Source organism: Paenibacillus mobilis (genome assembly GCF_058267595.1).
In genome coordinates, this window is record NZ_JBZCMS010000003.1 from 138,497 (window position 1) to 157,780 (window position 19,284).

Genomic DNA, 19,284 nt, shown 5'->3' on the forward strand with positions numbered 1-19,284 from the left:
TGAAGATCGCATGGAGGCATACAGCACACAGGTCATAGAACTGCTGTCGCTTGGGAAGACCTCTGAGGGTGTGCATCAAATGAAGGTCGCCGTTACCCATGAGGACAGGCAGGAAACCTGTATTATTGACATTGATGAGTATACGTTTCTCGGCATTCAAGCGCTGCAGCCCTTAAATGGGGGCAGGGCCCGCATTTCCCCGTATCCCAAAAAGGATCCATTCCGGAATACATACTATAGCGTCATTATCAGAACTACAGGTGCCCTGAGGGAAACGTTATATTTCGAATGCAGCGAAGCATACATAAAACAGATCAAGCAAATCAGGCAAACCCCTTTTTTAACGGCTCAGGCGCTTCCTGCCGAAAGTGGACGCGGGAAGCGGCACGAAAAAGAAGACGTGAGCAGCAGTGCAGCAGCATTTAAATCAGTAGCAGCAGGAGTAGGAGCAGCGGGCGAAGATCTTCCGCTTAGATACCGGATCCCCCTCGTACGCCAAGTCTACACACGGGTACCCCGGATGGCGAACCTGCTTTTGGTCGGGTTTATTTTGCTGATCGTTCTGGCTTCTATCCCTTATCACAGCAAGGCGGATCCCGCGCCTTTTTTTGGCGGGCAGGCTGATCCGGCGCAAGGCACGGTTATCTCTAAAGGTCCGAATATGGATAACGAGGGTTCGGGGGTTCAAGCCGCCTCGTCCCAGAGAGGCCCCAATCTGCCGAATCAACGCGGCGGTTCCCTTCTGCCGGCATTGGGAAGCCTGGCTGGCTACTTTCCCTCTCCGGTACCCGCTAAAGCTCAGCCTCCGGCCGAGCAGAAGAATTACGAAGTCATCGACATCGACGCAGAGAAAAAGATGTTCGGTCTGCCGGAGGGCTACGTCGCTTTGACTTTTGATGACGGGCCCTCGCGGTATACGCAGAAGATCGTGGATATGCTGACGAAACACCAAGTAGCTGCGACCTTTCTGTTTATCGGCGAAAATGCCAAACGCCGCCCGGATGCCGTCACCTATGCCAGCGAGCATGGCATGTCCATCGGGAATCATTCCTGGGATCATCCGGAGCTTACGAAGCTTGCTCCCCAGGAGCAGGCTGAAAACCTGTCCAGGACGGTTAGCCTGCTGGAGTCTTTGACGCATACGCCCATCACTTTATTCCGCCCTCCATACGGCGCTATTAATGACAAGCTTTTTTCCATAGTCAAAGAGCAGCATATGAAGACCCTCATGTGGAACCGGGATCCCGAGGACTGGAATCACAAGAAACCCGGCGATATTCTGAAATATTTCCAAGGGCTGGAGGCTTCCGGCGGCATTTACGTGCTGCATGAAGACAAGAGCACGGTCGAGGCGCTTCCGGACATTTTGAAATACCTGCAGGGGAAAAACTTGAAGTTTGCCATTTTCAAATAAAAAGATTCGTTACAAGACCATGAGACCATGGTCTTATTTTTTTGTTTTCATAGAATGGCATCAAGGCATATACTATAAAAGAACCCGACTAGGTTGGTAAAACTTGGGTTGCGAAAAGGGTCCCTAGGATATCGCAGCTGCCGGAATAAAAAAGGAGAAGATTTGTGAGCTTATCAGTTTGGTATGATCTCTATTTGTTCCTCCTCTTGTTCGTGTTATTTGTTTATGCCTTTGCTACCGTCAGAATTACCAACTTGCGAAAAGTGTACTTCCTGTTTCATTTCTTTATGATGATGTGGCCCCTGTGTCAATTTGCCACCGATATTACGCTGGATCCGAAGCTGCAGCTGTTATATGTGACCTTGTCTTTTGTCGCGCTTTCGATGCTTGGAAGCGGCTGGCTGCTGCTTACGGTTTTTCTAACCGGCAATTCGGACAATTTGGGAAATAGAGCGCTGGCCATATGGGTCATGCCCGCTGTGATTGCATCGGTTGGCGTGATCTTGAACCCGTTTCATCTTTTTGTAAGGCCGCTGGATGGCGGATACATACATAGGGCCTATGGCCCCTGGTTTTGGGTAATGATAGCCGTTTTGTTAAGCTATTTTTTCGCTTCCTTGGCTTTTTTGTTCCGAACGCTGAGGTCTGCCAAGACCTTACTGACGATAAAAAAGCAAGTCAAAATCACCCTTTGGGGGATTTTTGTCCTGGCCACTTTTGCGTGCAGCGATCTGGTTGTGAATGTCGCATTGAGAAAATGGCTGCCGATCGTTCCGGGATTGACCTCGGTCGGCATTTTTCTCTCCGCTATTTTCTTCGTGTACGTGATCAAGAGATACAACATGTTTGATCTGGTGTCCATCGCTCATGAGGATGTCATCAATACGATTCCATTTGGCATGCTGGTATTGGATGAAAATGAATCCATCATTGAGGTCAACAAAGCCCTGCGGTTGTTCATGGATTTAAGCCTGGGCGACTATTTTGATATGGAAAGGTTCCTCGGGCTTGTGCAGGTGGAGGGAGACGGGGAGGAGTTTCTGGATCATTACAGGCGGAACGATGATGCATTCTCCCAGATCGAAGTTATTATCGAACGGGACACCGCTCGTCATTTTATTCTACAGGCCTCTCCGATCGTGGATGCTTCCCGGGTGCAGATCGGCCGGATTCTCACCTTTCAGGATGTTTCCCATGAACGTTATCTGGTGAGGGAGATGAACCGGCAAAACGAGGTCCTTCAGCGGCAAAACCAGTCGCTGGACAGCATCCGCAGGGAATTGTCCGAGGCCAATCAGAAATTGAAGGAAATGGCGCTTACGGACAGTCTGACCGAATGCTTCAACCGTCATTATTTAACCCAGCAGCTGACGCATGAGGTTGCAGGCCATATAGAGCGCCGGACTCCGTTTTCGCTGATCCTTTTCGATATTGATTTCTTTAAAGCGATCAATGACCGTTATGGACATGTAGCAGGGGATGAGGTGCTTTATCATACGGCTCGAACCGTCAAGCATTCTATCCGCAGGGAGGATATTATAGCCCGATACGGCGGTGAGGAATTTATGATTTATCTTCCGGACACGGACCGGCATTTGGCACGGGAATTGGCGGAACAAGTAAGGATTGTGATAGAAACCAATGAAATTTCATTGGGACCCGGCACGGAGCCCATTTCGGTTACCGTCAGCATGGGGGTTTTGACGCTGGACGATTTTGCCTATCAATATGAACCGGAGCATGCGGAAGGATATTTAACCGGACTCCTCGCGCAGGTGGACAAGGCCCTCTATCAAGCCAAAAACGGGGGGCGAAACCGGATTGAAATCGCTGATTTCCAGCATGCTTTTTAACATAGAAACCAGACAGCCAGAAGCCGGATCCGAGCGGCAAAAGACAGAAAAGAAAGGGCTGAGCAGCCCTTTCTTCTTTACCGGAAATGTAGGATTATTTGAAGTTGCTTGAAACGGTCTCCAAATATTGTTCAATTGGCACCGAGTTTCTAAGCGCGACCAATTGGTTGCCTGCCTCTCCGACAATGGTGCGGAATTTTTTGCTTTCTCCCGTCGCCTGAGCGACGATGGCATCCACGATGATTTGAGGGTCATCCAAAATGGAGTCATCCCTCGATTCCATGATCGTTTTTACCTTGGCGATCATGTCGTCATAGTCTTTTACGTTTTCGTCGGTGCTCCAGGTGATTCCCTCCTTGAAGTTGTTCCCTTTAGAGCCGCCTTGCTCGATCAGTCTAAGCTCAATATTAAACGGCCGCAGTTCGTAATATAGCCCTTCCGTTAATCCTTCAAGCGCAAACTTGGACATGTTGTAGAGGGAGCCGAGCGGAACGGCCGTCGTTACTCCCATAAAAGAACTGATATTAATAAACATCCCCCCGCCGTTTGCTCTGTAATGGGGCAGAAATTTTCGAATGACATTGATCGGTCCCCGCGTATTCACGGCAAATTGCCAATCAATAGCGTCTTCTTTGGCCAGCTCCAGCGGCCCGTAGGTGCCCATGCCGGCGTTATTGATAACCACGTCGATTTTCCCGAATGCCGCTATGGCTTGCTCTACGGCCGCTTCGACCTGATCAACTTTGGTTACGTCGAGTTTGAAAATTTTAATGTTTTCATATGAGGTCAACTCGGTTTCTTTCTCGGGCGTGCGCATGGTGGCCGCCACGTTCCAGCCCATTTGAGCGAACCGGAGGGCCGTAAGTTTGCCCAGCCCGGAGCTGGTTCCCGTAATGAATACTGTTTTTCGCATTATAAAACCTCCTAATATAAATTGAACGTTCATTCTACAATTTGCAGTTTATTGGATCGAATGTTCGTTCTAATCATAATCCACCCTTTTGGGTTTGTCAAAGGGAGAACCTTTGGAAGTGCGTTAGTAAATTATGAAAGAAGGAGCGCGTCGAGGAGATGCCGATCTTTGCATATTGCCCGGGTTAATTGCACAAGATACATGCACAGAAGATTCCCGCAAAAGGAATTCAAGGAGGGCCATTGTCGTGACTGTAGGCAACCAGATCATATTATGGATCACATTGGGGGTCCCTTGGTTAAGCTTGATTTTTATGAAGAGAGAACACATTAAACGATATATGCCTGCGGGATTACTGGCTGCCTTTTTAAGTATTATTGTTTGCGAAATAGGTGTAGGATGCAATTGGTGGAGCTTCCGGGAGACAACCTATCCGTTAGGTATGATGTCTTCGTACGTTTACGGATTATTTCCGGTTGTGCCGATGTGGCTTTTAGTGTTCACGTATAAGCGGTTTTGGCGATTCTTTTGGGTGGAAGTCGTTGCGAATATCGTTTTCGCTTTTGTTATATTGCCATGGTTCTCGAGAAGGGGAATCGTGGTTTTTGATAAAGGGTTAATCGTATTTATTGCCGAAACTTTAATTGCCTTGATCTTCTACAGGTTTCAAATGTGGCAGGAATCAGGCCCAAGAAGAAGCTACGAACACTAACCGCCTTTATTAAAAAGACAGCCATGGGAGATTCCCATGGCTTCTTTCAGGTTGGCAGCCAAAGTTGGCCGTACAACTTAGCTTAGCGGCTACCTCTGTTTTACCGTTTCCCCTTCGATGAGCACGGGCTGATAATAGGTGCTGCTCGGTAAATCCTTTTTGCCCTGCAGCTTCTTAATAACCCAATCCGCGGCATCCCGGCCCATTTGCTCCTGGGGATGGGTGAGGGTGGTCAGCTTAATATTTGCATTTTTGGCGATATAAGAATTATCCTGCCCGATAATAGACAATTCGTCCGGGATTGAGAGGCCAAGCTGTCTGCACACATGGACGACCTCGAGTCCTACTTCGTCGTTGTAACAAACCAGGGCCGTCAGTTCCTCCCTATTGTCGCTAAGGAATTTTCTCAGATTGGCATTCAGGTTGTGTTTCGATTCGGTATCAAAAGAAAGCACTTGCTCCGGGCTGAACCGCAGCTTGGCTTCTCCAAGCGCTTTGATATACCCCTTCATGCGGTATTTCCCCTGCAGGTCGTCCATTTTGGCGATAATCCCGATTTGGGTATGGCCCTTTGCGATCAGCTCTTTGGTGGCCAGGTAGCTGGACTGCACGTCATCCAGGCAGAAGAAAGGCACGTCCAACTCCTCGTAATAAGCATTGATCATGATAAACGGAACATCCTGCTCCTTGAACGACAGGTAATAAGCGATATTGGGGTTGTACAGATTGCTTTTGGTAGGTTCGATGATGAGGCCGTCCACACCAAAAGACAACATCATTTCCAGCGCTTTTTTCTCTTGAGCCACATCATTGTTGGTGCTGGCCAGGAGCAGCGAATAATTATCCTCGTTTAACCGCCCTTCAATGCCGCGAATGATGGAGGGAAAGATGTAATCGGATATGTAGGTGGTGATGACGCCGATCGTTTTGTTGTTGGCGTTTCCGCCCGGCTTGGAGCGGTATTGGTTGCTTACATAGGTGCCCGATCCCTTTTCGCTTCTTAAAAATCCCTCGTTAGACAGCTCCAAAATCGCCTTCCGGACCGTTTGCCGGCTTACCTTGTATGTGTCCTGCAGGGCGGCCTCCGTCGGAATTTGTTCCCCCGGGCTGTACCCGCCCGAAAGAATATGACTTTTTATATCCTCAATAATGACTTGATATTTGGGTTTCACTGGATCCTCTTCTTTCAAAGTTGTTCGTATTCGGGCTCGGATATCCCAAAAATTTGTATGGTCGTATTTTATCACCCTTTTAAAGGAATGGAAAGATTCCGCTTTCATAATTAAACGCTTGTCGTTATATACATATCATAAAAGGAACCCCTATATAAACGCTCTTAATATTTGTTGGTATAAATAATATTAATTATTGACTAATGTACGTACAAAAAACTATACTAAGGCCAACAAAGGAAAGCGCCTTCTTTTGATTTTGGATTTTTAAAGCGTTATCAGAGAGGGGGAACATGGGATGTCGAATAGCGCAAGCCACGCTAAACAAGCGATTGCCAAGGGAGAAACCTCCCTCGGTATCGAGTTCGGATCTACGAGAATCAAAGCCGTGCTGATCGATCATCGGTTTGAAGCCCTTGCGTCCGGAACCCATGAGTGGGAAAACCGCCTGGAAGATGGAATTTGGACGTACAAATTGGCCGATATCATCACGGGTTTGCAAGAAGCCTACAGCGGGATGAAGCAGGAAGTGGAACAAAAATACGGCATCACGATCCGCACTATCGGCTCGATCGGATTTTCGGGCATGATGCATGGCTATATGGCCTTCGACAGCACGGGGGAACTGCTCGTTCCGTTTCGGACCTGGCGGAATGCCACCACCGGAGCCGCGGCCAAAGAGCTGACGGAACTGTTTCAGTTCCATATTCCCGAGCGGTGGAGCATTGCCCACCTTTATCAGGCGATTTTAAACGGGGAGAGCCATGTCCACCGGATTCATTTCATAACGACCTTGGCGGGATTCGTTCACTGGCTGCTGACAGGGGAGCAAGCTTTGGGTATCGGGGATGCCTCGGGCATGTTTCCCATTGATGAAGCCACGCGGGATTACAACGAAACGATGCTTCGGCAGTTTGATGAACTTGTTGCGGCTAAGGGTTATCCCTGGAGAATAAGGGACGTTTTGCCCAAAGTTTATACGGCCGGAAGGCCGGCTGGCGTATTGAGCACGATGGGAGCCAGCGTTCTGGATCAATCGCAAAATTTACAGCCGGGCATTCCGCTGTGCCCTCCGGAAGGTGATGCGGGAACCGGCATGGTCGCCACCAACAGCGTAAGGAAACGGACCGGCAACGTCTCTGTCGGCACCTCCGTATTTGCCATGATCGTTCTGGAGAAGGAGCTTTCCAGGGTCTACCCGGAGATCGATCTGGTCACGACGCCAAACGGCAGCCCGGTGGGTATGGTTCATGCCAACAACTGCTCCAGCGATCTCAATGCCTGGCTGGGGTTGTTCCGGGAGTTCTTCGAGGCCATGGGCTATGAGGCCGATTCGGAGAAATTATTCAGCGTGATGCTGAACAAAGCTTTGGAGGCCGATCCGGATGGCGGCGGTTTGCTGAGCTACGGCTATTTTTCCGGGGAAAACATTACGGGCCTCGAGAAAGGCCGCCCGCTGTTCGTCCGTTCGCCGGAGAGCCGGTTTAATCTGGCTAATTTTATGAGGACTCATCTGTTTACGGCCTTTGGCGCGTTGAAAATCGGTATGGACATTTTGACTCGGCAGGAGCAAGTCCCGATCGATAGCATTTTGGCCCATGGCGGCTTATTCAAAACGCCTGTTGTTGGGCAAAAAATCGTCGCGGCCGCCATGAATACGCCGGTCACGGTCATGGCCAACGCCGGTGAAGGCGGAGCCTGGGGGATGGCGGTTTTGGCGTCGTACTTGCTCAGCAAAGAACGGGAGGAAAGCCTGGAGAATTTCCTGGACCAAAAAGTCTTTAAAGGCGTTCAGGCCCGGGTGATGGATCCGGACGCATTAGACGTCAAAGGATTTGAAACGTTTATCGAACGATACAAGCAGGGACTTGCGATTGAGCAGGCTGCCGTAGACCACTTAATGGAGAACTGGAGGGGTTAACGTGCTGGAGCGGTTGAAGGAGGAAGTTTATCGGGCGAATTTGGACCTATTCAAACAGGGGCTCGTGAAATATACGTGGGGGAACGTAAGCGCCATAGACCGGGAGAGCGGCTTGTTCGTCATTAAACCCAGCGGCGTGGACTATGAAGAAATGAAACCTGAAGATATGGTGGTCGTGGATTTGGACGGTCATGTCGTCGAGGGGGAAGCGAGACCTTCATCGGATACGCCAACCCACGCCGTGCTTTACAAGCATTTTTCGCAAATCGGCGGGATCGTGCACACCCATTCCACCTGGGCGACCGTTTGGGCGCAGGCCGGGCTGGATGTACCGGTGATGGGGACTACGCATGCGGACACTTTTTATGGCTCTATTCCTTGTGCCCGTTTTCTGACCCAAGAGGAGATCGACCGCGGTTATGAAGCCGAAACCGGCCGTGTCATCATCGAGACCTTTGAGGAGCGCGGTCTGGATGTGATGGCGGTTCCCGGGGTCCTGCTGCATGGTCACGCCCCTTTTACCTGGGGCAAAAATGCCAAGTCTGCCGTCATGAACAGCGTCGTGCTGGAGGAGGTTTGCAAGATGAACCTGTTTGCAAGGGAATTAAATCATTTTGCCGAAGAGCTGCCGCAGCGCGTGCTGGATAAACATTATCTGCGAAAGCATGGGGCAAACGCCTATTACGGCCAGAAGGACTAAAAGGATTAAGGAAAAAAGCTAAAGAGAAAATAAGACGAGGGAAAAGAGGATGATCGCGGTGTCAACCATGGGAGCAAAAGAATTCTGGTTTGTCGTAGGTTCGCAGCATCTTTACGGGGAAGAGGCACTTTCGGAGGTCAAAGCCCATGCGCAGGCCATGACCGATGCTTTAAATGAAAGCGGCGTGCTGCCTTATCCGCTGGTCCTGCAGGAGCTAGCCGTGAGCGCGGACACAATCACAAACCTAATGAAAGAGGTCAATTACCGGGATGAAGTGGCGGGTGTGATCACCTGGATGCATACCTTTTCACCGGCAAAAATGTGGATTCGCGGAACCAAGCTTTTGCAGAAACCTCTGCTTCACCTGGCGACTCAATTCAATGAAAGCATTCCTTGGTCCACGATCGATATGGACTTCATGAACCTGAACCAGGCCGCCCACGGCGACCGTGAGTATGGCTTCATCAACGCCCGGCTCAAGAAGCAGAACAAAGTTGTTGTAGGGTATTGGGAGCGTACGGAAGTGCGGCGGCAGATCGCCGACTGGATGGATGTAGCGGCGGCTTATAACGAAAGCTTCAACATCAAGGTCGCGCGCTTTGGCGACAACATGCGAAACGTCGGCGTTACCGAAGGGGATAAGGTGGAAGCCCAAATCCAGTTCGGGTGGACCGTGGATTATTTCGGCATCGGCGATCTGGTCCAATATGTAAACGAGGTTACGGACGAAGAAATCGAAAAGCTGTTTCAGGAATATGCCGAGCTTTATGAATTTGATTACGGAACCTATAGCAAGGGAGCTTGGGAAGCCAGCGTCAAAGTACAGGCGAGTTATGAAATCGCCCTTAAACGTTTTCTGGATCAGGGCGGTTATAAGGCTTTTACGACCAATTTTGAGGATTTGCACGGCATGAAACAGCTCCCCGGCCTGGCCGTTCAACGTTTGATGTCGCAAGGATACGGCTTTGCGGGCGAAGGGGATTGGAAGACAGCTGCGCTGGATCGTTTGCTGAAGATAATGAGCCATAACCGGTCCACAGGTTTTATGGAGGATTACACCTACGAGTTGACGGCCGGGCAGGAGTCGATTCTCCAATCGCATATGCTGGAGGTCGACCCGACTTTGGCAAGCAGCCGGCCTAAAATCATCGTGTCCCCGCTCGGTATCGGCGGCCGCGAAGATCCGGCGCGCCTGGTGTTTGACGGCAAAGCCGGAGACGGCGTGGTCGTATCCATGGCTGACTTCGGTACCCATTACAAGCTTTTGATCAACGAGGTTTCCGCCTTTGAGCCGGCGGTTCCGGCTCCGAAGCTTCCTGTGGCCCGGGTGCTTTGGAACGTCAAGCCGAACTTCCAGGAGGGAGTCAAAGCCTGGATCGAAAACGGCGGCGGTCATCATACCGTAGTTTCCTTGAACCTGACAACCGACCAAATAGAGACTTACGCCAAACTTGTAGGTTTGGAGTACGTGGTTATTAAATAAGAAGTTTGCCTTCAGAGGCTGCGAACGGCGGCCCTGAGGGTATCGGGAAAGGGGCCGGAGCGTATACTCCGGTTTTTTTCATGCAACCATGACAATACTTGTCACTATTAAAGATTAAGCTGGAATTAGAAAGCGAAGCTAAACTATTTTATGAATAGGATGGGAGAGGAAGACATGTATCTAACGGTTGAAGACTTTATAGCGGAATGGAACAAGGAGGCTGTATTAACCCAGAAGGTTCTGGATGCTTTAACGGACGAATCGCTTCAGCAGCAGGTGTATCCGGAGGGCCGGACGCTCGGAAGAATCGCCTGGCATTTTGTCTCCAATATTCCGGACTACTTATCCAAATTTGGTGTCGAGACGGCCAAAGTGCCCCAACAGGGTGAGGTGCCGTCGGCGCAGGAAATCGCGGACACGTTCAGAGCGGTAAGCAGCCGCGCGGCCGATGCCGTGCGGGAGCAGTGGACGGAGGACAGCCTGAAGCAGGTTCAAAATGCCTTCGGGAGAATGGAGTCGAACGCTTCAATTTTTATGGGGCTAATTAAACACATCATTCACCATCGGGGACAGGTTACGGTTCTGATGCGCCAGGCGGGGCTGCAAATCCCGGCGGTATATGGCCCTTCGAAAGAGGGCTGGGCGCAGCTCGGGGTAACTCAACCGCCGCTTTGATCTTGCAACAGGACGGAGCTTGAAACCTGACATGAAATTTTGAAAAAGGGAAGCCGGCTGCCTTTTGCGTCCGGCTTTTTGCGTCCTGTGCGGCTTCAGCTCTCCGTAAAGGAACCAAAGTCCGTAATTTTCAAATCGTAGGAAAAAGTAACCTCGGATTGGCTGAACGTCTCGTCCCAATGATCTTTTACCTTCTTCCAGACTCTGGGGTGCTCAATGGCCAGCCTGTCCCCAAAACCGGCCACATCCGTTTTATATTTGGACTGCAGATCGCGCATTAAATTTTGCATCATTTTCGCAAGTTTCTCATGGAAGACCTGGCCTGCTTTCTCTGCGAAGTCATTGGAAGAGGGAATATTATTTTTGTTCCAGGTTTCGATGAGGCGGCCTTCGGTGGAGATGGAGACTTTAAACGAAATGGCATCGCCGTCTACATGGCTCCTGATCTTGCTTTTCATGGATTTAATCTCATAGGTAATCGGCTCGTTGTCCCAGTCGTAAGCTTTAATGGATCCGGCGTGTCCTTTGTTGCTCAGCCAGGACAAGCATTCGGTATCCTCCTGGTTCAGGGTTCCGATCCAATGGCCGGAGGAGCCTTTGATGATGCCGGCTCCGGATAATTCGATTTCCCCGCCTCCGGAGACCAGGTTCTGCAGGACAAAACTTTTTTGAGCATGGGTCAGCGCGTCGAGCTTGGATAAGGAAACGACACTCAGCACTTTGCTTGTTCTTTGGAGGTTTCGCTGCATCCCTATGATGTGAAACGCAGGAATGTCGTTAGGTTCTTGAGTGACCATGGCTTCTCTGGCCAATCCTTCAGTGATATAGACAGCGGTGCTGGGACGAATGTCGTTGTCGCGCAGAACAAAATCCGTAATCTGCTCGATTGTCTGCGCCTTCAGCAGATCGGCGGATATGACCATAACCTTCAGGTGATGCCCGATGATCGGCCGGTCAAGCCGGATGGAGAACTGGCGGAATATTTCCAGAACGGAGTCGCCGCTTCCTGATATGTTAATATATGGGTTCTTACCCCCGCTTTTGTCCTTATCTTGCGTCCCGATCAATTTTGTAGGCACAACTTGAACAGTGGCCATAACTTTATCCCGTTTGGCATAATGAGCGCCTTTCGCCTCGAATTCCTTCTCCGTGGGTGCCGGCTCTCCTTTGTCCAGCGCCATTCCTGGATAGAGCGCCAGGTCCTCAATCTCCTCGCTGCTCCAGCAGCCTGCCAGCAGCAAGGGGAAGAGCAGCAGGCAAAGGAGGAGGGACAAACCTTTTTTATACATGCTGTTTCAGTCCTTTCGTGCGGAAGAGCCAGACAAGCGTAAGCAGGACTGGCAGCAGCAGGAACAGTACAAGGCCCATCATGCCGATAGAGTCCCCCAGCGAGAAGAGATCCTGGACACTTTTAGGGAACATGGCCGAAAGGAAAATGAGCGGAACCATGCCGAGGACAACCGGAAGAAAGGAAAGCTTGAAAATCTGGGAAATGCCCAGCGAGGCCTGAAAAAAGAAGCTGCAGAAGTTGCAGAACATCTGCATGAGCCAGACTACCATTAAGGGGAATTCCAGCCGTTCCACAAAAAAACCGGTAATCTCGAAGCTTCTGACCAGATCGATGGTCGGCCAGGTGCTGGTAATGATGGAGTCGATCGAAAGGCCGCCGACAACGAAGACCACCGTTAGAAAATACAGGCAGAACGGGATGGCGATTCCCGCCAGCATGGCTTTGGTAGCTTGCCGGGGGTTCTCCATGAAAGCGACCAGCGTCATCACTACCTCGCAGCCGGTATAGATCAGCACGGAGGATTTCAGGCCGCGCAGCACCGGCATAACGCCGTCGCCAAGCACGGGGCGAAGATTATTGATATCAAACAAGCGCAAGCTTACGGCGAAGGAGACAAGCAGCACAAACAGGGTAATGGGCAGAACGATTTGAAAAACCCTTGCAATCGAGTTGATGCCGCCGCAGACCAGATAGGTCCCCGCCCAGACAAAGGGGAAAATAACGGCCCAAATCGGGGTGTGCTCCAGCAGGAAAAACAGCGTCACCTCGGCGAGCGTTCGGATTTCGAAGCCCGCGGTAATCACGAAGTAAAGGATCAGCAGCAGGCATAACAGGCCGCCTATAAACTTTCCGGCAATTCTCCCCGCATATTGGAAAATCGTTTGGCCCGGAAAATGCTGGCAGAGTTTGACCATCAGCAGAATGACAAACACCATGATGACGCCGCCAACTAAAATGGTAAGCCAGGAATCCGGGGTTTTTATGGCCTGGGTGACGCTGCGCGGCATGGTCAGGATGCCGGCTCCCAGCACGGTATTCGTGAGAAATACGCCTGCCTGCGAAGCGGTGATTTTATCGTCGGTACGAATGAACAAGGGGATTCCTCCTACCCTATAAAATTACGTTTTCCGTTTGCTTTTTTGCGTTTTGAACATGGCCGGTCTCTGCCTCATCAGAGAAAGAGGCGCCCGGAAGAACAGGTCCTTCCAGTCCCTGAGGCGGAATGGAGAGATCGGGGTCAGATAGGGGACCCCAAAGCTTTTTAGTCTGGTCAAATGGCTGCAGAGCAGCAGGAAAAACAAAATCGTGCCGAACATGCCGAGCATCGCCGCAAACAACATGCCGACGAATCGCAGCAGCCGCAGGGTGATGCCGGCGCTGTAGGTCGGAATGGAGAACGAGGAGATCGCCGTTACGGCAACAACGATGACCAGGAAAGGGCTGACGATCCCCGCCTGAACGGCAGCGTCTCCGATAATCAGACCGCCTACGATGCCCATGGCCGGACCGATGGGCTTGGGAAGCCGGATTCCGGCCTCTCGCAATATTTCGATGGAGAGCTCCAGGATCAAAACCTCAATAAACGGAGGGAAGGGAACCCCCTGGCGGGTTTCGATAATGGACAAGGCCAGCTCGGTCGGGATCAGGCCGGGGTGAAACGCAATAAACGAAATATAGAGCGCCGGAGCCATAAGGGCCATGAAAGCCGCCATGAAGCGCAGCAGCCGGATCATTGAGCTCGGCAGCCAGCGTTCATAATAATCCTCCGGGGATTGAATCAGCATGCTGAAAGTGACCGGCGCAATAAGCGCGAACGGTGTCCCGTCGAGCAAAATCGCAATGCGCCCTTCCATCAGGGCATTGATGACACGGTCAGGTCTTTCCGTGTTTTGGACCTGCTGGAAAGGGCTTAAATAGTTGTCTTCGATAAGCTGCTCGATATACCCGGCATCAGCCAGAAACTCGGCTTCGATTTTCCGAATCCGGGCATTCACCTCCTGCAGCAGATCGGGGTTGACGATATCTTTCATATAAGCAACCACAAGATCCCGCTGCAGGCTTGTTCCGACCCGGTAGTTTTTCATCTCCAGCTGGTCGTTGTACCCCTGACGCCGCAGCATCGATGTGTTTTCGCTCAGTATCTCGGAGAAGCCAAGCCGCGGACCGCGCAAGAGCGCTTCGGACAAAGGCTCCGAAATGGAGCGGTTGGATCCGTTCGGCAGTTCGATCAGGAGTCCGCGGGGCTGGCCTTCGATCAGCAGGCCGGCGTACCCGTACAGCACGGAACGGTTAAAGCTGTCCAGATCCGGCGATTCGCTCAAAATGGTGAAGGGAAGCTGTTCGTTTGCCTTGCCGGAATCGGACAAGGTTTCCATGGTGGCTTCAAACATCAGAAATTCCATGATGCGCATGTTCAGCAGCGCATCATTTTGCATGCCGTAAACGTAATACAGCGTGGCCTTCGCATTCAGCTTGGTCATGGAAAATTCTCTGGCAATCAGGTCATTGTTCCCGCCGATGCGGGAGCGAATCGTTTCGACGTCGGCCTCGTAGTCTCCGCTGAATGGCGTGCTTGAAGCGGACGCAGAACCAGAAGCAGTTGTCCCCGCATTCTTGTTCCCGGATCTACCGGCACTTTTACGAGGATCAACGTAGGAATAGAGCCGCTTGTACATTTTGCTGGCGAAGATGGGCACCAGCAGCGCTATAAGGGCTTGGATAAAAACGCCCCAGCTCGGGATATGGCTGATGATGAATGACATAAGTAGTTCTCCCTGCCTTGAAATTAAAGAATGTATAGGGAGTTTTCCAAAGTTTTGCTGCTTTTAGTCATCATTTTCAAAGAATGAAGCAAGAAAAAACGGATAGGCCCGATTACGAGGGCATATCCGTGGCATATTCGTTATATGGCATGTAATATATTTTCGAGTGACCGAGAAGAGGAGCTGTTTATTTGAGTTTGCGCTCCCTTCGCAGCAGATAGATAAAATAAGGGCCGCCGATAACGGCCGTAAGAATTCCGACCGGGATTTCCCGCGGGACGAGCAGCGTTCTGCCCAGCAAATCCCCAAGCAGCATCAGGTCGGCTCCAATCAGGGCTGCCAACGGAAGGCGCCATCGATGATGAGTCCCGGCCAGCGCCCGGGCCATATGCGGAGCGATCAGGCCCACGAATCCGATAGCGCCTACGGCTGAAACCGAAACTCCGGTGAGGGCTACCGACAAGAGAAGCAGCCAAAGGCGCTCTCGCTTGACCAGCAAACCGAGGGAGATGCTGATCGTATCCCCAATCTGCAGAATGTCCAGCTTCCTGCTGTTAAATAACGCGATAATGGCGAAAACCGGAATCAGCACGGCAAGCGGTTTAAATTCACTCCAGCCCCGTCCCCACAAGCTTCCCGACATCCACAGCAGAGCCATATTGACGTTCGTCGGATTAGTAATCATGAAATATTGGACCCCGGCCTGAAAAACGGCTCCCAGCGCTACGCCGGACAAGGCCAGCTGGGCAGGCCTCAGGGACAGCTTCCGGCTGATCAGGATCAAAAGGAGGAACGAACCTAAGGCACCGGCAAAAGCCGCCGCCGGAAGCAGCCCCGGTTTTGCGCCCGGATAAAGAAACAGAGTAGACACCGCAGCAAGGCTGGAGCCTTGCGTAATGCCGATGACGTCCGGGCTGGATAAGGGGTTGCGGAGCAGCGACTGGAGAATCGCTCCGGCCAGGGCCAGCCCGCAGCCTGCCAAAATGGCGATCAGCACCCGCGGCAGCCGAACCTGATGGACGATGAAATAGGACTTGCTGTGCGGGTCCGTCAGTCCGCCGATCAGGTTGGACGCGGGGATCAAGACGGCTCCGAGGGAGACGGAGAATCCGCCAAGCAGGAGCAGCACGGCCAGCAATAAAACGAGCATCAAGACTTGCTTCCTGGTTGGTCTCATGAGGATTTCCCCCCTTGCCTCCGTGCCAGATAAAGGAAGGCCGGGGCTCCAATCAGAGCTGTCACGATACCGACCGGGGATTCGAACGGGAAGGCGATCCAGCGGCTTAATACGTCTGCGGCCAGCAGCAGAATGCCGCCCAGCAAGGCTGTAAGCGGGGCAAGCACATAAAGGCGGGTTGTGCCTGTCAGCGCTCTTGCCAGATGCGGAACGATGACGCAGACGAAGCCGATCGGCCCGCATACCGCTACCGCCGAGCCGGCAAACAGCACGACCAGCAGCATGGAGACCGCGCGTACAGCATTTAACCGGCTTCCAAGCCCGACCGCAGCTTCATCGCTCAGAGATAGCAAGCGTAGGGAGGGAAGCAGCAGGAAGATGACCACCATCCCGGCACCTGCCAGGGGAGCAAGCAGCCGGACGTCCTGCCAACCGGCGTGACTCACCGATCCGACCAGCCAGGAGACCATGCTTTCCGTTGAATACTGATTCAGGATCATGGCCCCTTCGGTCAGCGAAGCAAAGAGGAAATGAACCGTAATCCCGGCCAAAGCTAAAGTGATATAGGATTTGGGCCCGCTGCCGGAAAGAAACCAGATGATAAAAGCGCCGAACACGGCTCCGCCAAAGGCCAATAGAACCGAGGCGAACAGGCTGGAAGCGGGGAGAAAAAGCAGTCCCGCGACTACGGCCAAGGAAGCGCCGGCATTGATGCCGAACACGTGCGGGGAAGCCAGCGGATTTTTGGTCACGATTTGGGTCAGCAGCCCGGAAAGCGCCAGCTGCGCGCCTACGATAACGGATACGATCGCACGGGGCAATCGGAGCGTCCGGATAAACAAGGTTTCTTTGGAGTCGGTTCCGGCGCTGAACACGGCTTGAACAAGAGTATGCCAGCCCACGGGGGCGGGCCCCGTCTTGAGACTTAGCAGGAAGAAAAGGACGAGCAGGGCGGCGCAGCCGAAAAAAAGCAGCAGCAGAACCGCGCCGCGGTTCTGCTTACTGTTCAAATTTAAAGACCTGCTCATGGCTATTTCCCTAGATTCGCCTTAATATCGTTCATGATCTGCTCCGAGCCTAGCAGCCCCCGGGAGAGTGACCAGTTGCGGCGCTCTACGGTGAAAACGCGGTTGTTCGCCACGGCGTCTATTTTGCTCCACAGCGGATTTTTCTCCCACTCATTCACGATGGTCACGTCCGCTGTCGGCATAAGGAAGAGGACCTGGGGATTCAATTCGACGAGCTGCTCCAAAGTCAGTTCCGGATAGGACTGGTCATTTTGCAGCGGGTCCGTAAAGCCGAGCAGCTTGATGATGGACCCGGTATAGGAATGATCCGAATGGCCGAAGAATCCTTTAGGATTCACAACGGCCGGAAGCATGGTAAGGCCGGAACCGGAACCGGCGGCGGACAGCTTTTCCTCCGTCTCCTTCACGAACTGCTGGTGCTCGGTCATCCGCTGGGAAGCTTCCTGTTCTTTGCCTACCGCTTTGGCAATGATGTCGAAGTTTTTCAGCATCTGATCATAGTCCGCCTCGTAATCGTCAAGGACCAGCACGGGGGCGATTTGCTCCAATTGGGGCAAGGCAGCCCCGTGTTTGTTGATATCCGCAATGATCAGATCCGGCTGCAGCGAACTGATCAATTCGATGTTGGGTTCGTACCGGGAACCTACGGATGTATAGGAGCCCAATTTCTCCTTAACGGAATCCATAAACAACGTAGAGTCGCCGTCATCGGCAATGCCAATCGGCTGCACGCCCAGAGATACCAGCATGTCCGTGAAGCTGAAGTCCATGGTGACGATCCGCTGCGGGAGCTTGTCCAGCTTCAGTTCGCCGCGGGCGTCCTGAACGGTAATGGACGTGGTTTCAGCGGAAGCATTCGCAGAAGAGGCGGAACTGTTGTCGGCTGTACCTGAGGCCGTATTTACGGTCTGCCCGGAGGCAGAAGGGGACGGTTTGGCTTGGCCGCAAGCGGCCAGACTTAGGACAACCATAAAAACCAGACTTAAAGCCATAAAGTGTTTAGCGCGATGAAGCATAACATCCTCCTTGATAACAATGATAATGATAATTATTATCAATTATTCTATCACTTCAATTCCGCTTTAAACATGTCTGGATCCATGATGAGGCATGTCTGATTATTCGATTTCCTGAAGCTTCCGCATATAATCGGAGGGGCTCGCTCCCGTAAGCTCCTTGAAAGTCCGGCTGAAATGGAAATAATCTATGAAACCTACGCTTTGTGCCGCCTTCTTGGCAGAATTCTCGCCTTGGGCGAAAAGCTGGATGGCTTTCTCGATGCGCAGCCGCTTCAGATACTGGCCAAACGTCATGCCCGTACGTTCCTTGAACAGAACGCTGTAATGCCCTTTGCTTAATCCCGCTCTTTCGGCAAGCATCGGAAGCGTGAGCTTTAGCATATAGTGCTCTTCCAAGTAATGAACCGATCTTTCGATTTGAGCCTCGGACGACTGGCGCTCTTCGCTAAGCCGGCTTTCATACATAAAGAAGCTCAGGATCCGCTCAAGCATCATCCGGTTGCGGAATTGCTGGGCCTCGGCCTCCTCTTCGCCGAAACTCTTCATGTCTTCCTGCGCTTGAAGAAGCCCGTCGACCATATATTTGACCTTGATTTCACTTAACAATCGCTGCGTTCCGTTCCAATCCCAAGGGGCGCCTTCCGGTTTTATTCCATACCTGATCACGGCATATTCGGCTCCCCTTCCAGCCGGAAGCTGGACTTTAACTTGTCCTGCGGCTGAATTGCAGGCGTAGCCGTGGGAGACCGTTCTTGTTTCTCCATCCTCTGGGATCACGATCAGATATCCCTGACTTACGACCAGCAGCATCTCACAGCCGGGCTCGGGCTTAAGCAGGCGGGCTTCGCGGGCCGTTTCGATATGATGAAAGACGGGGATTACGGCGTTCATTTGCCTGAAGCTCATGCACACGGCTCCTTTCCTAACGGTTTAATAGCCTATTTTAAAGGATAAACGATTCTTTTCCCAGCCGCCGTAATTATCTGATTTTTGTATCAATAAAAAATTCAATAAATGATTAAAATCTCCAACCAATAATGATAAACTAAGATCAGGATTGATCCAGAAAAGGGTGTGCGGCCAGGCCGCGCATCAGGCTTGTTTGGCGACTAAGCAGGAGCGCAGACATCCTTCCTGCAAATTGTAGGGTAGAAGGACGGTAAT

Annotated in this window: 16 protein-coding genes; 7 read left to right on the forward strand and 9 right to left on the reverse strand. The window is 51.8% G+C overall.

Annotation, left to right across the window (positions count from 1 at the left end):
- Window positions 1-10: 10 nt before the first annotated feature.
- Together AC3ZPD_RS06965 and AC3ZPD_RS06970 are read left to right on the forward strand one after the other, a co-directional pair.
- Complete coding sequence (locus AC3ZPD_RS06965) at window positions 11-1,414, forward strand: polysaccharide deacetylase family protein (protein WP_490983556.1); 1,404 nt, start codon at window positions 11-13, stop codon at window positions 1,412-1,414.
- 164 nt (window positions 1,415-1,578) lie between these two features.
- Window positions 1,579-3,267 (forward strand): histidine kinase N-terminal 7TM domain-containing diguanylate cyclase, encoded by a 1,689-nt coding sequence (locus AC3ZPD_RS06970; RefSeq protein WP_490983557.1) that lies wholly within the window; start codon window positions 1,579-1,581, stop codon window positions 3,265-3,267.
- A 94-nt stretch (window positions 3,268-3,361) separates the two neighbouring features.
- On the opposite strand, the gene AC3ZPD_RS06975 is transcribed toward AC3ZPD_RS06970, so the two are convergent.
- The gene (locus AC3ZPD_RS06975) at window positions 3,362-4,180 is read right to left on the reverse strand and encodes an SDR family oxidoreductase (protein ID WP_490983558.1); all 819 of its coding nucleotides are present in this window, start codon (window positions 4,178-4,180) and stop codon (window positions 3,362-3,364) included.
- A 247-nt stretch (window positions 4,181-4,427) separates the two neighbouring features.
- On the opposite strand from AC3ZPD_RS06975, the gene AC3ZPD_RS06980 reads away from it, so the two are divergent.
- Window positions 4,428-4,892: a hypothetical protein gene (locus AC3ZPD_RS06980; protein WP_490983559.1), complete on the forward strand. Its 465-nt coding sequence runs from the start codon at window positions 4,428-4,430 to the stop codon at window positions 4,890-4,892.
- An 89-nt stretch (window positions 4,893-4,981) separates the two neighbouring features.
- On the opposite strand, the gene AC3ZPD_RS06985 is transcribed toward AC3ZPD_RS06980, so the two are convergent.
- Window positions 4,982-6,064 (reverse strand): GntR family transcriptional regulator, encoded by a 1,083-nt coding sequence (locus AC3ZPD_RS06985; protein WP_490983560.1) that lies wholly within the window; start codon window positions 6,062-6,064, stop codon window positions 4,982-4,984.
- A gap of 298 nt (window positions 6,065-6,362) precedes the next feature.
- Here AC3ZPD_RS06985 and AC3ZPD_RS06990 point away from each other — a divergent pair, with 298 nt between their 5' ends.
- From AC3ZPD_RS06990 to AC3ZPD_RS07005, 4 genes are all read left to right on the forward strand, one after another.
- The gene (locus AC3ZPD_RS06990) at window positions 6,363-7,985 is read left to right on the forward strand and encodes a xylulokinase (RefSeq protein ID WP_490983561.1); all 1,623 of its coding nucleotides are present in this window, start codon (window positions 6,363-6,365) and stop codon (window positions 7,983-7,985) included.
- Window position 7,986: 1 nt separating this feature from the next.
- Complete coding sequence (locus AC3ZPD_RS06995; RefSeq protein WP_490983562.1) at window positions 7,987-8,685, forward strand: L-ribulose-5-phosphate 4-epimerase; 699 nt, start codon at window positions 7,987-7,989, stop codon at window positions 8,683-8,685.
- A 49-nt stretch (window positions 8,686-8,734) separates the two neighbouring features.
- Window positions 8,735-10,168, forward strand: coding sequence for an L-arabinose isomerase (gene araA, locus AC3ZPD_RS07000; RefSeq protein ID WP_490983563.1), 1,434 nt, complete (start codon window positions 8,735-8,737; stop codon window positions 10,166-10,168).
- Between the two features lie 174 nt (window positions 10,169-10,342).
- Complete coding sequence (locus tag AC3ZPD_RS07005) at window positions 10,343-10,843, forward strand: DinB family protein (RefSeq protein WP_490983564.1); 501 nt, start codon at window positions 10,343-10,345, stop codon at window positions 10,841-10,843.
- Between the two features lie 95 nt (window positions 10,844-10,938).
- On the opposite strand, the gene AC3ZPD_RS07010 is transcribed toward AC3ZPD_RS07005, so the two are convergent.
- From AC3ZPD_RS07010 to AC3ZPD_RS07040, 7 genes are all read right to left on the reverse strand, one after another.
- Window positions 10,939-12,132: a Ger(x)C family spore germination protein gene (locus AC3ZPD_RS07010; protein ID WP_490983565.1), complete on the reverse strand. Its 1,194-nt coding sequence runs from the start codon at window positions 12,130-12,132 to the stop codon at window positions 10,939-10,941.
- On the reverse strand, window positions 12,125-13,228 hold the full coding sequence (locus AC3ZPD_RS07015; RefSeq protein ID WP_490983566.1) for a GerAB/ArcD/ProY family transporter: 1,104 nt from the start codon (window positions 13,226-13,228) through the stop codon (window positions 12,125-12,127). Before AC3ZPD_RS07015 ends, AC3ZPD_RS07010 begins: the two co-directional genes overlap by 8 nt.
- Window positions 13,229-13,252: 24 nt before the next feature.
- Window positions 13,253-14,896, reverse strand: a complete 1,644-nt coding sequence (locus tag AC3ZPD_RS07020) for a spore germination protein (protein WP_490983567.1) — start codon at window positions 14,894-14,896, stop codon at window positions 13,253-13,255.
- A gap of 187 nt (window positions 14,897-15,083) precedes the next feature.
- Window positions 15,084-16,073, reverse strand: a complete 990-nt coding sequence (locus AC3ZPD_RS07025; protein WP_490983568.1) for a FecCD family ABC transporter permease — start codon at window positions 16,071-16,073, stop codon at window positions 15,084-15,086.
- Window positions 16,070-17,083: a FecCD family ABC transporter permease gene (locus AC3ZPD_RS07030; protein WP_490983569.1), complete on the reverse strand. Its 1,014-nt coding sequence runs from the start codon at window positions 17,081-17,083 to the stop codon at window positions 16,070-16,072. The genes AC3ZPD_RS07025 and AC3ZPD_RS07030 overlap by 4 nt, the downstream gene beginning before the upstream one ends.
- 20 nt (window positions 17,084-17,103) lie before the next feature.
- Complete coding sequence (locus AC3ZPD_RS07035) at window positions 17,104-18,117, reverse strand: ABC transporter substrate-binding protein (RefSeq protein ID WP_490983570.1); 1,014 nt, start codon at window positions 18,115-18,117, stop codon at window positions 17,104-17,106.
- 102 nt (window positions 18,118-18,219) lie between these two features.
- Window positions 18,220-19,026: a helix-turn-helix domain-containing protein gene (locus AC3ZPD_RS07040; protein WP_490983571.1), complete on the reverse strand. Its 807-nt coding sequence runs from the start codon at window positions 19,024-19,026 to the stop codon at window positions 18,220-18,222.
- Window positions 19,027-19,284 lie beyond the last annotated feature (258 nt).